We start from the raw sequence: 14,980 nt of genomic DNA, 5'->3' as shown, positions 1-14,980 counted from the left end.
TCGCATTGATTTTGACGGGCTCGTACACTCGGTCGATCCGCTCTCTGCGAGGTTGACCGCCTAGTGTTCGCTCGTATTTTTGCCCTTCCGTATTTTTTCCTTGTCTGCCTGATGCTGCTGCCAGTGGCACCTGCCCAGGCGGCCGGCCTGCCAAACCTGCTCGGCGGCCAGGCCAAGGCGCAGCCCGAAGCACAGGAACCGCTGGGGCAGTCCCTGGACGAAGTGATCAAGTCACTGGAAAACGATCAGCAGCGCACCAAGCTGCTGGCCGATCTGAAAAGACTGCGTGACACCACCAAACAGGCCCAGCCGATTACCGAAGAAGGCGTGCTGGGCTTGATTGGCGGAACCCTGGCCACTCTCGAAAAGAAATTTACCGGCGACGACAGTCCGCTCACACGCTGGTCCAGCGAGTTCGACCAGGCCCAGGAAGAGTTGATGGCGCTGGCGCTGCCGGCCAATGAATGGCTGCCGATGCTCTTTGCATTCGCCATGATCCTGATGGTCTGGAGCCTGCTGGCCGCCGCGCTGATCTGGATCAGCCACCGTGTGCGCATGCGTTTCGGCCTGACTGAAGAACTGCCGCAGCACCCCCGTGCCCTGGACATGTTGCGCTTTGCCTTGCGCAAGCTCGGGCCATGGCTGATCGCCCTGGTGATCACGATCTACATGAGCTACGCCCTGCCCTCGTCCCTGGGTAAAAGCCTGGCCATGGTGCTGGCCTATGCACTGGTGGTCGGCACCTGTTTCTCGGCCATCTGCGTGATTGCCTTTTCCCTGCTCGACGGTCCACACCGCCACCGCGCCTTGTACATTCTGCGGCACCAGGCGTTTCGGCCGCTGTGGCTGATCGGCAGCTTCGCCGCGTTTGGCGAAGCGCTGAGCGATCCAAAACTGGTCGACAGCCTCGGCAGTCATCTGGCCCATACGGCTGCCACGGTTGCCAACGTCCTGGCAGCCTTGTCCACCGCCCGGTTCATCTTGCGTTTCCGCCGCCCCATCGCCCACCTGATCCGTAACCAGCCGCTGTCCCGACGCCTGACCCGCCGCGCCCTCAACGACACCCTGTCGATTCTCGGCACCTTCTGGTACGTACCGGCGCTGGTGCTGGTGGCCATTTCCCTGTTCGCGACGTTCATTTCCGCCGGTGACACCAGCACTGCCCTGCGCCAGTCGCTGATCTGCACCGTGTTGCTGGTGTTGTGCATGGTCATCAACGGCCTGGTACGCCGCCACGCCCTCAAGCCCCAGCGCGGCATCCGGCGCTACGCCGTGTATTCGGAACGACTGAAAAACTTCTTCTACACAATCCTCCACCTGTTGGTGTGGCTGGCCTTTATCGAGCTCGGCCTGCGGGTCTGGGGCATGTCGTTGATCCGCTTTACCGAAGGCGACGGCCACGAAGTCAGCGTCAAGCTGTTCAGCCTCGCCGGCACGCTGCTGTTCGCCTGGTTGATCTGGATTCTCAGCGACACCGCCGTACATCACGCCCTGACCCGCTCGCGCAAAGGCCTGGCCAACGCCCGCGCGCAGACGATGATGCCGCTGATCCGCAACGTACTGTTCGTGGCCATTTTCATTGTCGCGCTGATCGTTGCCCTGGCGAACATGGGCATGAACGTCACGCCCCTGCTGGCCGGTGCCGGTGTGATCGGTCTGGCCATCGGCTTTGGTGCGCAATCGCTGGTAGCCGACCTGATTACCGGGCTGTTCATCATCATCGAAGACTCCCTGGCCATCGACGACTACGTGGATGTCGGCGGCCACCTCGGCACGGTCGAAGGCCTGACCATCCGCACCGTGCGCCTGCGGGACATCGACGGCATCGTCCACACTATTCCGTTCAGTGAAATCAAAAGCATCAAGAACTACTCCCGGGAATTCGGCTACGCGATCTTCCGGGTCGCGGTGCCGGCCAACATGGACATCGACAACGCCATCAAACTGATGCGCGAAGTCGGCCAGAAAATGCGCACCGATCCGTTGCAGCGACGCAATATCTGGTCGCCGCTGGAGTTTCAGGGGGTGGAAAGTTTCGAGTCGGGCAACGCCATCCTGCGTGCCCGTTTCAAGACTGCGCCAATCAAGCAGTGGGAGGTTTCACGGGCGTTCAATCTTTCGCTGAAACGACATATGGATGAAGCCGGACTGGATCTGGCGACACCGAGGATGAGCGTGCAAGTGATTACCGCTGCTGAAGTTCTACAGTAGAAATAGCACAAAGAAAAGGCAGCTCGGGGGATAGCCGATACTGCCTCAACTAAAAAACATGCAGGGTGTGTCAGATAACGATAAAACCTCAGGAACCCGTAACCACAACACTTTGAATATTTAACTCGATAGGCACAGGTATCGCGGAATAGGACTTATCCCTCGAAACTTTAAGCCAAGCCCCATCTCCGGATGGCACATAATAACTAACACTACCATCTTTCCCCTCTTTTCTGACCTTCTGCGCAGCTATCAAAAAATTATAGAGCGCCTCATCGTCCACATCAAACAAGTCATCCCCGTAGAACTGCAGTACAGGAGCCCCATTAGTTGCATACAACTTGACAGACGCCTTGCCTTGCGCAACGATTTCCGACGACATTGATTTACCGCCAGCGTCTTTAATAAGAAGACTTGCGTGAGTGCTCCTCAGAGTAAGATACCCTTGGGTATCCAGAGCTACATAACGTTTATCTTCACCCTGTCCTACGGACAAAATAAACTCATCATTTTCGCAATGGACATTAAAAATCGTTGAATCACCGTAGTTCCATTCCGTTCCAATCCGGCCCTCCGGAAAACACTTGACTGGACGCCCAAAGATTTCCACCGTTGCAACAAACGAAAAACTCGAATTAGACATACTAAATCCTTGTAAAATTAAAAATCCATAGCCATCAAAAAAGGCCCATGCAAAATCACACACCAAAATCAAATTCACCAGAAAAATAATAAATCTGATTTTTTCAACACACTTAGTGATTACAAACGAAACTTATTGTTTTATCACTACAAGAACCAAACAACAAACAACCAAAAATATGCTCTCAAACAATATTGATTGTGATGGCATGCAACTCAAATCAAACCACATCCACACCGACATGAATTGCATCATGCCGCCAGAACTCCAGGTCGCAGTCGATCAAGCGTTCATGCTGGTCATAGTTGACCCGGGCAATCTGTAAACCCGGGCTACCTACCGACACCTTCAACGCCGCCGCCGCATCCACCGACAACGCCGTGGGCACAATCTCGAAGCGCACCCGTCCGTAATGCAAGTCGTAATGCCGCGCATACAACTCGGTGATCGACTGATTCAAATCGAAATCGAGTATCCCGGGAAAGTACTGCGGATTCAGGTAGTGCTCCACATACAGCACCAGCCGCCCGTCGATCCTCCGTGCGCGGCAGATCTGGATCACGCTCGACAGCGCCGGCAATTGCAGCCAGGCACAAACGGCCGCCGACGCCGGTTGCAATCGTGCCGAAATCACCTCGGTGGAAGGTACCCGCCCCTGGGCACTGACCATCGCGTGAAAGTGGCTGCGCTGCATCAGGTTGTACGCCAGGCGTGGTGGCGAGACGAACCAGCCACGACGCTCCTCGCGATAAATCTGCCCCTGCGACTCCAACTGCAACAACGCTTCACGCAAAGTGATCCGCGTGGTGCCGAACAATTCACTGAGCTTGCGCTCGGCCGGCAATTTGCTGCCGGGGGTCAACAGGCCGTGGTCGATCTGCTCCTGAAGCACCTGGCCGATGGCTGTTACCGCTTTTGTCGCCTCTTCACGCATCAACGTTTCCTTTCTGGACTAGACCAGCACCAATTCAGGGCAGAACCACCGCGCAAACCGGCTCATTCAATGATCTGCAAGCGTAGGCAGCGTAGATGACCGAGATGTGACAAAGCTGCCCAACGGTCGCCATTCTGCGAACTCAAAAACCTGCAATTCATCGGCCAAGCCCCTTGCCAGCCGAGGCCTTGACCATGGTCTACGCTTAGCAGGCCAGTCGCGATACCGCTCAACAAAAAGTCATTCCGGGCGACGAGCGACATCAAAGTGTCATCCAGCCCCCTTAAATTGGCTCAGGTATTGCTGACCTAGACCAACACAAACCGCAATCGCAGCGTTGAACACGACCCAAGGAGCTTCGGAATGAAAAAGCTTTTCCTGGCATCACTGTTAGGCTCGACCATCGCAATGTGCACCGCCGCCATGGCGGCCGATGATCTGAAAACCCTGGAAGCCGCTGCAAAAGCGGAAGGCGCCGTCAACAGCGTCGGCATGCCCAATGACTGGGCCAACTGGGCCGGCACCTGGAAAGACCTGAGCGACAAGTACGGCCTCAAGCACATCGACACCGACATGAGCTCGGCCCAGGAGATCGCCAAGTTCGCCGCGGAAAAAGACAACGCCAGCGCCGACATCGGCGACGTCGGTGCAGCGTTCGGCCCGATCGCGGTCAAGCAAGGCGTGGTCCAGCCCTACAAGCCATCGACCTGGGATCAGGTTCCAGCCTGGGCCAAGGACAAGGACGGCAACTGGGCACTGGCCTACACCGGCACCATCGCTTTCATCGTCAACAAGAAGTTGCTGCACGGCTCCGAGGCGCCAACCAAGTGGGCTGACCTCAAGACCGGCAAATACAAAGTCTCCATCGGTGACGTGAGCACCGCGGCCCAGGCAGCCAACGGCGTACTGGCCGCGGCACTGGCCAACGGTGGCGACGAGAAAAACCTCAAGCCGGCCCTGGACCTGTTCGCCGACATCGCCAAGCAAGGTCGCCTGTCGATGTCCAACCCGACGATTGCCACCATGGAAAAAGGCGAAATCGAAGTCGGCGTGGTCTGGGACTTCAACGGCCTGAGCTACAAGGCCAAGATGGCCAACCCGGATGACTACGTGGTGCTGATCCCGTCCGACGGCTCGGTGATTTCCGGTTACACCACCATCATCAACAAGTACGCGAAAAACCCGAACGCCGCCAAGCTGACCCGCGAATACATCTTCAGCGACGCCGGCCAGATCAACCTGGCCAAGGGCAACGCTCGTCCGATCCGTGCCGAGCACATCACACTGCCGGCCGAGGTACAGGCCAAGCTGCTGCCTAACGAGCAGTACAAGAAAGTGACGCCGATCAAAGACGCAGATGCCTGGGAAAAGACCTCCAAGGCCCTTCCTCAGAAGTGGCAGGAAGAAGTCATCATCAATATGCAATAACCGGGAAGATCCCCATTTCGGGATCTGATGGCGATCCAAATGTGGGAGCGGGCTTGCTCGCGAAGGCGTCGAATCAGTCAATACATCGTTGAATGACGCACCGCTTTCGCGAGCAAGCCCGCTCCCACAGTGGATCGAGTGAGCTTCGAATATCTGTTACACGGAGTTTTTGCCCCTATGAAGCACAACGTCATCCTTGTCGTGCTCGACGGCCTCAACCACGAGGTCGCCCGCCACGCCATGGGGCACCTGCAGGCGTACGTCGGTGCCGGACGCGCCGCACTCTACAAACTGGAGTGCGAGTTGCCGGCCCTGTCCCGCCCGCTGTACGAATGCATCCTGACCGGCGTGGCGCCCATCGACAGCGGTATCGTCCACAACAACGTCTCGCGCCTGTCCAACCAGCGCAGTATCTATCACTACGCCACCGACGCAGGTCTTGTCACCGCGGCGGCGGCCTATCACTGGGTCAGCGAGTTGTACAACCGTTCGCCCTTCGTGGCGGCCCGTGACCGTCACACCGATGACCCGCAACTGCCGATCCAGCACGGGCATTTCTACTGGAACGATCACTACCCGGACTCGCACCTGTTCGCCGACGCCGAAAACCTGCGCCTGCGCCATGCGCCGAACTTTTTGCTGATCCACCCGATGAACATTGACGACGCCGGGCACAAGCACGGTCTCGACACCCCGCAGTACCGCAACAGCGCCCGCTCGGCCGACATCATCCTGGCCGACTACCTGCAAGGCTGGCTCGATGCCGGCTATCAGGTGCTGGTCACCGCCGACCACGGAATGAACAACGACCGCTCCCACAACGGCCTGCTGCCCGAAGAACGAGAAGTGCCGCTGTTCGTTCTGGGTGACGCGTTCAGCCTCGACGCCGGTGCCGCACCGAAACAAACCGAGATCTGCGGCACCGTCTGCCAGTTGCTCGGCGTGCCCCACGACAAACCGGTCTGCCGGGAGCTGTTGAAGTGAATGCCATGACCCGCAGTAAATGGCTGGCAGCCTTATGCCTGGTCCCGTTCGCGCTGTTCTTCATCGTGTTCGAAATCGCACCGCTGACCTGGGTGATGATCAACAGCCTGCAATCGGAAGAGTTCGGCTGGGGCCTGGCCAACTTCAGCAAAATCTTCAGCTCGAAGTTTTACCTGCAGGCCATCCAGTACAGCCTTGAGATCAGCTTCTGGTCCAGCGTGTTCGGGATCGTCATCGCAATACTGGGCGCCTACTCCCTGCGTCGGGTCGATTCGAAACTGCGCAACTTCGTCAACGCCTTCGCCAACATGACCAGCAACTTCGCCGGCGTGCCCCTGGCCTTCGCGTTCATCATTCTGCTCGGCTTCAACGGCAGCTTCACCATCATGCTCAAGCAGGCCGGAATCATTCAGGACTTCAACCTGTACTCGAAAACCGGGTTGATCATTCTCTACACCTACTTCCAGATTCCCCTCGGCGTGCTGCTGCTGTACCCGGCCTTCGATGCGCTGCGCGAAGACTGGCGTGAATCGGCTTCACTGCTCGGCGCCGACGGTTGGCAGTACTGGCGGCACATCGGCTTGCCGGTGTTGACGCCGGCACTGCTGGGTACCTTCGTTATCCTGCTGGCTAACGCCCTCGGTGCCTACGCTACGGTGTACGCCCTGACCACCGGCAACTTCAACGTGCTGCCGATCCGTATTGCGGCGATGGTGTCCGGTGACATCTCCCTGGACCCGAACCTGGCCAGCGCCCTGGCCGTGGTGCTGGTGGCCTTGATGACCCTGGTGACCATCGTGCATCAGTTGCTGTTGAAGAGGAGCTACCATGTCTCGCGCTGAACTGGGGCCCGCCGGTGTCTACCACCGCGTCGTGGTGTACTTGCTGTTTGCCATCCTGCTGTTGCCGCTGGCCGGCACGCTGATCTACTCGATCGCCAGCAGTTGGTCGGCGACCATCCTGCCCAGCGGTTTCACCCTCAAGTGGTACATCCAGCTGTGGAGCGATCCGCGCTTCCTGAATGCGTTCGGACAATCGCTGCTGGTCTGCGTCGGCTCGCTGATTCTTTCGGTGGTGCTGATTCTGCCGCTGCTGTTCGTGGTGCACTACCACTTCCCGAAACTCGACGCGCTGATGAACATCCTGATCCTGCTGCCCTTCGCCGTGCCGCCGGTGGTGTCGTCGGTGGGGCTGTTGCAGCTCTACGGTTCCGGACCATTCGCCATGGTCGGGACGCCGTGGATTCTGATCGGTTGCTACTTCACCGTGGCGCTGCCGTTCATGTACCGGGCGATCACCAACAACCTGCAAGCGATCAACCTGCGCGACCTGATGGACGCCGCCCAGTTGCTCGGCGCCAGCACCTGGCAAGCCGCCTTCCTGGTGGTGCTGCCGAACCTGCGCAAGGGCCTGATGGTAGCGCTGCTGCTGTCGTTCTCGTTCCTGTTCGGTGAGTTCGTGTTCGCCAACATCCTCGTCGGCACCCGCTACGAAACCCTGCAGGTCTACCTCAACAACATGCGCAACAGCAGCGGTCATTTCACCAGTGCGCTGGTGATTTCCTACTTCTTCTTTGTGCTGGTTCTGACCTGGATTGCCAATATCTTGAACAGGGACAAAAGCGAATGAGCTATGTCAGCGTCCAACATCTTCAGAAAAGCTTCGCCGGCACCACGGTGTTCAGCGACATCAATTGCGAAATCCAGAAAGGTGAGTTCGTCACCCTGCTCGGCCCGTCCGGCTGCGGCAAATCCACCCTGCTGCGCTGCATCGCCGGCCTGACTTCGGTGGATGGCGGCAAAATCCTGCTCGATGGCGCCGATATCGTGCCGGTGAGCCCACAGAAACGCGGGATCGGCATGGTGTTCCAGAGCTATGCGCTGTTCCCCAACATGACCGTGGAGCAAAACGTCGCCTTTGGTCTGCGCATGCAAAAGGTCAATGCCGATGACAGCCACAAACGCGTCGCCGAAGTACTGAAACTGGTGGAGTTGCAGGACTTCGCCGCACGCTATCCACATCAGCTGTCCGGTGGCCAATGCCAGCGCGTCGCCCTCGCCCGCTCGCTGGTGACCCGGCCACGCCTGTTGCTGCTGGACGAACCGCTGTCGGCGCTGGATGCGCGCATTCGCAAGCACCTGCGCGAACAGATCCGTCAGATCCAGCGCGAACTGGGCCTGACCACGATTTTCGTCACACACGATCAGGAGGAAGCCCTGACCATGTCTGACCGGATTTTCCTGATGAATCAGGGAAAAATCGTACAAAGCGGCGACGCCGAAACCCTCTACACTGCGCCGGTGGATGTGTTCGCCGCCGGTTTCATCGGCAACTACAACCTGCTGGATGCCGACAGCGCTTCGAAGCTGCTGCAGCGACCGATCAGCAAGCGCATCGCCATTCGCCCGGAAGCCATCGAACTGAGCCTTAACGGCGAACTGGACGCACAGATACGCAGCCACAGCCTGCTGGGCAACGTGATTCGCTACCGGGTCGAAGCCCGGGGCGTGGAATTGGTGGTGGATGTGCTGAACCGCTCGGCGGCCGACCTGCATCCCGATGGTCAGCGCCTGGCGCTTTCCATCGATCCGACGGCCCTGTGTGAGGTAGCTTGAAAGCAGCTGCAAGCGACAAGCTTCAAGCTGTAAGCTGCTGACCACTCCAATCCACTTCTTGCAGCTTGCAGCTTGCAGCTGTTCTCAGAGAGAACCCGATGGCCCTGGCAATTTTTGATCTGGATGAAACCCTGATCCACGGCGACTGCGCCTCACTGTGGAGCGAGCAAATGGTCCGCCTCGGCTGGGTCGATGGCGAATCGTTCCTGCGTCGCGACAAGGAGTTGATGGATGCGTACGGCAGGGGCCATCTGGCCATGGAGGACTACATGGCCTTCAGCCTGGAGCCGTTGATTGGTCGTACACCTGAAGAAGTCGCGCACCTGGTTGGCCCGTGGGTGGAAGACTACATCGAGCCGATCATTTTCAGTGATGCCACCAAAACCATCGCCGCCCATCGCAAGGCCGGCGACCGGATCCTGGTGATCTCGGCCTCGGGCACCCATCTGGTCGGCCCCATTGCCGAGCGTCTGGGCATCGACGAGATTCTCGGCATCGAACTGGAAGTGGCCCATGGCGTTTACACCGGCCACACCGTTGGCACCCTGACCTACCGCGAAGGCAAGATCACCCGCTTGCTGGAGTGGCTGGATGCAGAGGAGGAAAACCTCGAAGGCGCGAGTTTCTATTCCGACTCACGCAACGACCTGCCGCTGTTGCTGAAGGTGGATTTCCCCCACGCGGTCAACCCGGATCCGGTGTTGCGCGAGCACGCCGAAAAGGCGGGCTGGCCGATCCATACCTGGAAATAACGCAAGCCCCCCCTGTGGGAGCGGGCTTGCTCGCGAAGGCGTCGAATCAGTCAATACATCGTTGAATGACGCACTGCTTTCGCGAGCAAGCCCGATCCCGCAGGTTCAGCGTTGTCAGCTCAAGCTTTCATTTATCACCAATACAACTTTCCCCGCCACATTGTTACTCGCCAGCTCGGCAAACGCCGCCTCGGCATCCTTGATCGGGAATGTCCTGGCCAGTTGCGGACTCAACCGTCCCTCGGCAAACAGCGGCCAGACATGCTGGCTCAAATCACTGAACAGATCGGCCTTGAATTGATCGTCGCGGCTGCGCAGGGTCGAACCCAGCAACTGCACGCGCTTGGCCAGCACCTGGGCCAGATCCAGCTTGGCCTCGCGGCCGCCCATCAGACCGATCAACACCCAACGGCCATCCTGGGCCAGCAGCTTGAGGTTCAAAGCCGCATAATTACCGCCCACCGGATCGAGAATCACGTCGAACGGCCCCAGATCCCGCAGGCTCTCCAGATCGTCATTACGCACCACGCCGCCTTGGGCGCCCAGCGCTTCGCAGTACGCCAATCGCTCGGCGGAGCCAACACTGACCCAACACGGGTTGCCGAACGCCTTGCACAGCTGAATGGCCGCTGAACCGATTCCACTTGCCCCGGCATGCAGAAGAACTTTCTGACCCGGTTTGAGCGCAGCCAGTTGAAACACATTCAGCCAGACTGTTGCATAAACTTCGGGCAACGCAGCCGCCTCGACCAATGACAGTCCGTCGGGAACCGGCAGCACATGCCGCCCGTCGACAACCACCTCTTCGGCCATCCCGCCCCCGGCCAGCAAGGCGCAAACCCGATCGCCAACCTGCCAGGAGGAGCCGGCGCCAACCTCGCTGATGACCCCCGAGCACTCTAGACCAAGCACTTGACTGGCCCCCGGTGGTGGCGGGTAAAGGCCCGCTTTCTGCAATAAATCGGCGCGATTGAGACCCGCTGCCGCCACTCGTATACGAACTTGTCCTACATCGCACGCAGGACTCGGCTCTTCAACCCACACCACTTGACCGTCAACGCCTTGCAATGCTTTCACAGTGCCTCCATAGTGAGTCTGGACTGAGCCCGAAGCTATAGCGCCGGGCTTTTTGCATTATGCGACCGGCTCCCAAAGAACCGGCGACTTCAAAGACGGCCTAATATGCGTTATCAATTGTCCCCGCGTCGAATCAGCATGAAGCATCTGTTCCCCAGCACTGCCCTCGCCTTGTTCATCGGTATCGGCTTGCTGCCGATGTCGAGCAATACATTCGCAGCCAATAGCTGGGACAAGCTTCAACCCGATCGTGACGAAGTGATCGCCAGCCTGAACGTCGTGGAGTTGCTCAAGCGCCACCACTACAGCAAGCCGCCACTCGATGACGCACGCTCGGTAATCATCTACGACAGCTACCTCAAGCTGCTGGATCCGTCGCGCAGCTACTTCATGGCCAGCGACATTGCCGAATTCGACAAGTGGAAGACGCAGTTCGACGATTTCCTCAAGAGCGGCGACCTGAACGCCGGGTTCACCATCTACAAGCGCTACCTGGACCGCGTCAAGGCGCGTCTGGACTTCGCCCTTGCCGAGCTGAACAAGGGCGTCGACAAGATCGACTTCACCACCAAGGAAACCTTGCTGATCGACCGCAAGGACGCCCCTTGGCTCAAATCCACCGCGGAACTCGACGACCTGTGGCGTAAACGCGTCAAGGACGAAGTCCTGCGTCAGAGGATCGCCGGCAAGGATTCCAAGCAGATCCAGGAAACCCTGACCAAGCGATACAAGAACCAGTTGGCGCGCCTGGACCAGACCCGCGCGGAAGACATCTTCCAGGCGTACATCAACACCTTCGCCATGTCCTACGACCCGCACACCAACTATCTGTCGCCGGATAACGCGGAGAACTTCGACATCAACATGAGCTTGTCCCTCGAGGGCATCGGCGCCGTGTTGCAGAGTGATAACGACCAGGTGAAAGTCGTGCGCCTGGTGCCGGCAGGTCCGGCGGACAAGACCAAGCAGGTTGCACCGGCCGACAAGATCATCGGCGTTGCCCAGGGCAACAAGGAAATGGTCGACGTCGTGGGCTGGCGCCTGGACGAAGTGGTCAAGCTGATCCGTGGTCCGAAGGGCACCGTGGTGCGCCTGGAAGTCATCCCGGCCAGCAATGCGCCGAACGACCAGACCACCAAGATCGTGCCGATCACCCGTGAAGCGGTGAAGCTTGAAGACCAGGCCGTGAAGAAATCGGTCTTGAACCTGAAGCAGGACGGCAAGGACTACAAGCTCGGCGTTATCGAGATCCCGGCGTTCTATCTGGACTTCAAGGCCTTCCGTGCCGGCGATCCGGATTACAAGAGCACCACCCGGGACGTCAAGAAACTGCTGACCGAGTTGCAGAAAGAGAAAGTCGACGGCGTGGTCATCGACCTGCGCAACAACGGCGGCGGCTCCTTGCAAGAGGCCACCGAGCTGACCAGCCTGTTCATCGACAAAGGTCCGACCGTGCTCGTGCGTAACGCCGATGGCCGGGTTGATGTCCTGGAAGATGAAAACCCGGGCGCGTTCTACAAGGGCCCGATGGCGTTGCTGGTCAACCGCCTGTCCGCCTCGGCTTCGGAGATTTTTGCCGGCGCCATGCAGGACTACCACCGTGCACTGATCATCGGCGGCCAGACCTTCGGCAAAGGCACCGTGCAGACCATTCAGCCGCTCAACCATGGCGAACTGAAGTTGACCCTGGCCAAGTTCTACCGGGTTTCCGGACAGAGCACCCAGCATCAGGGCGTCTTGCCGGACATCGATTACCCGTCGATCATCGACACCAAGGAAATCGGTGAAAGCGCCCTGCCGGAAGCCATGCCGTGGGACACCATCAAGGCGGCGATCAAACCTGCGCTCGACCCGTTCAAGCCGTATATTTCGCAGCTCCAGTCCGAGCACGACATGCGTACGGCCAAAGATGCGGAGTTCGTGTTCATTCGCGACAAGCTGGCCCTGGCGCAGAAACTGATGGCCGAGAAAACCGTCAGCCTCAATGAAGTCGACCGTCGTGCCCAACACGCCGACATCGAAGCCAAACAGCTGGCCATGGAAAACATCCGTCGCAAGGCCAAGGGCGAAGAACCGCTCAAAGAGTTGAAGAAAGAAGACGAGGACGCCATTGCGGCCGATGATGACAAGACCAAACCGGAAGACGACGCCTACCTCAGCGAAACCGGGCGGATTCTGCTGGACTACCTGAAACTCAACACGGCAGTGGCCAAGCACTGAGTTTGCACAAACAAGTGATGGCAATTTAATGCTGACGCCCCTGTAGCGTCATCATACAGTCATCATTCTGTCGTGAAATAAAGGACCGGGCGTGCTCTTTTTACCAAGGGCACGCCCGGTCCTTTTTTTATTGCCAGAGATCGCCATGACCACAACCGAACAGCTGAGTGCCTTGAGCTCGATCCTGAGTCAAAGCGGTTTGCACAGTCTGTTCCAACCGATCATCAGCCTCTCTGAACGACGTATCCTCGGTTACGAAGCCCTCAGTCGCGGCCCCTCCAACAGCCCTCTGCACTCTCCTGTCGCCCTGTTCGCCGTCGCCCGTCAGGCCGGACGCCTGAGCGAACTGGAAATTGCCTGCCGCGAAAGCGCTTGCCGACGCTTCAATGAACAACAACTGCCTGGTCTGTTGTTCCTTAACGTGTCCCCGGAGTCCCTGCTCGAAGCGGCCCATCAACCAGGGCGCACCTTGCAATTGCTGCAAGACTTCGGCATTCCGCCAAGCCAGGTGGTCATCGAGCTCACGGAGCAGACGCCGACGGACGACTTCCAGTTGCTGCAAACCGCCCTGCATCACTATCGGGCGATGGGGTTTTCGATTGCGCTGGATGATCTGGGGGCGGGCTATTCGAGTTTACGCTTGTGGTCCGAACTGCGGCCTGATTACGTGAAAATCGACCGGCATTTCATTGATGGCATTCATCAGGATGCGCTCAAGCGCGAGTTCGTCGGCTCGATCCTGCAAATCGCCAAGGCCTCGCGGGCACAAGTCATTGCCGAAGGTATCGAGCTAGCCGAAGAACTCACGGTGCTGACCGAAATGGGCGTGGACCTGGTGCAGGGCTATCTGCTTTGCCGCCCTCAGGAACACCCGCCACGGGATGCCCGGGCATTGATGCCCCGACAGGACAACACCGCCGTTGTACTGAGCGAAGACGGCAGCGACCTCAGCGCCCTGCTCAACGAACTCCCCGCGGTGAACCGGGACACCCCGACCGCCATGGTGCTCGAAGCCTTTCGCCGCCAGGCCAACCTGAACTCGCTGGCAGTCCTGGACGAACAGGGTCAGCCCTGCGGTATCGTCCATCGTCATTCGCTCTCCGACGCCCTGCTCAAGCCCTTTGCCACCGACCTGTTCGCCCGCAAGCCCATCAGCCGCCTGATGAACGATGACTTCCTCGCCGTCGAACTGAGCCAATCCCTGCAACAGGTCAGCCGACTGATCACCAGCCGTGCCCGCCAGCGCATCGAAGAAGACTTCATCATCACCCTCAACGGCGGTTATCTGGGGTTGGGGCGGGTGATTGACGTGCTCAAGCTGATCACGGAACTGAAGATCCAGCAGGCCCGCTACGCCAACCCGCTGACCTTGCTTCCGGGCAACGTACCGATCCGGCAATGCCTGACACGGCTGCTGCAACAGCGACGGGAATCGGTGATCTGCTACGTGGACATTGATAGCTTCAAGCCCTTCAACGACATCTACGGCTATGGTCGTGGCGACGAAGTCCTGCTGTGCCTGGCGCAATGCCTGAACGACCGCGTCGACCCGTCCCGCGACTTCGTCGGCCACATCGGCGGCGATGATTTCCTGCTGGTACTCGGCCCGGAAGACTGGCGCAAACGTTTGAACCAGTTGCTCGACGACTTCCAGAGCCAGTGCCGACGTTTCTACCGCAGCGAACACCTGGAGGCCGGATGCTTCATCGCACCAAATCGCCAGGGCGTGCGGCAGGAGTTTGCGTTGTTGTCGCTGTCGATCGGCGTGGTGCATTTGCATCCACAGGCCTGTGGACAACTCGATGCGAGCCTGCTGGCGGAAATGGCGTCACAAGCCAAGCACCATGCGAAGAATGTGCAGGGCTATAGCGTGCATGTGATTGATAGTCTGGCGGTGCAGGAACGTGAAGGTGCATGCCTGATGGGGCAGCGGTGATTGACAGGACGCCTTCGCGGGCAAGCCCGCTCCCACAGAGAAGCAAAGGAAAAAGCGGCATACACCGACTGCTCCTCACCACTCAACAGGCCGAGCGTTAGCTCGCCTGCAGCTCTTGATCTTGATCCACCCGCCCCCTCGGGAGGCTGAGTGGAGGTGTTCATCCGGGGATTGGCGCGC

12 protein-coding genes are annotated in these 14,980 nt (G+C 58.9%); 9 read left to right on the top strand and 3 right to left on the bottom strand.

Features of this window, described 5'->3' with window-relative positions; translation table 11 throughout:
* Positions 1–111 precede the first annotated feature (111 nt).
* A complete protein-coding gene (locus tag PMI34_RS19315) occupies positions 112–2,211 on the top strand; it encodes a mechanosensitive ion channel family protein (protein ID WP_008048364.1) in 2,100 nt (699 codons plus the stop codon).
* A gap of 88 nt (positions 2,212–2,299) precedes the next feature.
* Here PMI34_RS19315 and PMI34_RS19320 read toward each other — a convergent pair whose 3' ends face one another.
* Together PMI34_RS19320 and PMI34_RS19325 are read right to left on the bottom strand one after the other, a co-directional pair.
* Positions 2,300–2,932, bottom strand: coding sequence for a hypothetical protein (locus PMI34_RS19320; RefSeq protein ID WP_157222709.1), 633 nt, complete (start codon positions 2,930–2,932; stop codon positions 2,300–2,302).
* A gap of 142 nt (positions 2,933–3,074) precedes the next feature.
* A complete protein-coding gene (locus PMI34_RS19325; protein WP_008048362.1) occupies positions 3,075–3,788 on the bottom strand; it encodes a UTRA domain-containing protein in 714 nt (237 codons plus the stop codon).
* A gap of 363 nt (positions 3,789–4,151) precedes the next feature.
* Here PMI34_RS19325 and PMI34_RS19330 point away from each other — a divergent pair, with 363 nt between their 5' ends.
* The 6 genes from PMI34_RS19330 to PMI34_RS19355 all read left to right on the top strand — a co-directional run bounded on the left by PMI34_RS19330 (position 4,152) and on the right by PMI34_RS19355 (position 9,567).
* Positions 4,152–5,216, top strand: coding sequence for an ABC transporter substrate-binding protein (locus tag PMI34_RS19330; RefSeq protein WP_008048361.1), 1,065 nt, complete (start codon positions 4,152–4,154; stop codon positions 5,214–5,216).
* Between the two features lie 177 nt (positions 5,217–5,393).
* Entirely contained in the window at positions 5,394–6,200 is an 807-nt protein-coding gene (locus PMI34_RS19335; protein WP_008048360.1) for an alkaline phosphatase family protein, read from the top strand.
* A 5-nt stretch (positions 6,201–6,205) separates the two neighbouring features.
* Positions 6,206–7,042, top strand: coding sequence for an ABC transporter permease (locus PMI34_RS19340; RefSeq protein ID WP_162130353.1), 837 nt, complete (start codon positions 6,206–6,208; stop codon positions 7,040–7,042).
* Positions 7,029–7,829, top strand: a complete 801-nt coding sequence (locus PMI34_RS19345; RefSeq protein WP_008048357.1) for an ABC transporter permease — start codon at positions 7,029–7,031, stop codon at positions 7,827–7,829. The genes PMI34_RS19340 and PMI34_RS19345 overlap by 14 nt, the downstream gene beginning before the upstream one ends.
* A complete protein-coding gene (locus PMI34_RS19350; RefSeq protein ID WP_008048356.1) occupies positions 7,826–8,815 on the top strand; it encodes an ABC transporter ATP-binding protein in 990 nt (329 codons plus the stop codon). The genes PMI34_RS19345 and PMI34_RS19350 overlap by 4 nt, the downstream gene beginning before the upstream one ends.
* 98 nt (positions 8,816–8,913) lie before the next feature.
* Positions 8,914–9,567 (top strand): HAD family hydrolase, encoded by a 654-nt coding sequence (locus PMI34_RS19355; protein WP_008048355.1) that lies wholly within the window; start codon positions 8,914–8,916, stop codon positions 9,565–9,567.
* Positions 9,568–9,681: 114 nt separating this feature from the next.
* Here the strand turns inward: PMI34_RS19355 and PMI34_RS19360 are convergent, their stop codons facing one another.
* Positions 9,682–10,644 carry a zinc-binding dehydrogenase gene (locus tag PMI34_RS19360; RefSeq protein WP_008048354.1) on the bottom strand — a complete coding sequence of 321 codons (963 nt, stop codon included), beginning with the start codon at positions 10,642–10,644 and terminating at the stop codon, positions 9,682–9,684.
* Between the two features lie 138 nt (positions 10,645–10,782).
* Here PMI34_RS19360 and PMI34_RS19365 point away from each other — a divergent pair, with 138 nt between their 5' ends.
* Both PMI34_RS19365 and PMI34_RS19370 read left to right on the top strand, forming a co-directional pair.
* Positions 10,783–12,864, top strand: coding sequence for a carboxy terminal-processing peptidase (locus PMI34_RS19365; RefSeq protein WP_008048353.1), 2,082 nt, complete (start codon positions 10,783–10,785; stop codon positions 12,862–12,864).
* 145 nt (positions 12,865–13,009) lie between these two features.
* The gene (locus tag PMI34_RS19370) at positions 13,010–14,800 is read left to right on the top strand and encodes a bifunctional diguanylate cyclase/phosphodiesterase (protein WP_008048352.1); all 1,791 of its coding nucleotides are present in this window, start codon (positions 13,010–13,012) and stop codon (positions 14,798–14,800) included.
* Positions 14,801–14,980: the final 180 nt, after the last annotated feature.

This window comes from Pseudomonas sp. GM74, assembly GCF_000282455.1.
Taxonomy (GTDB): Bacteria; Pseudomonadota; Gammaproteobacteria; order Pseudomonadales; family Pseudomonadaceae; genus Aquipseudomonas.
The sequence above is the reverse complement of the archived record's forward strand: the minus strand, read 5'-3'. Positions and strand labels throughout refer to the sequence as shown.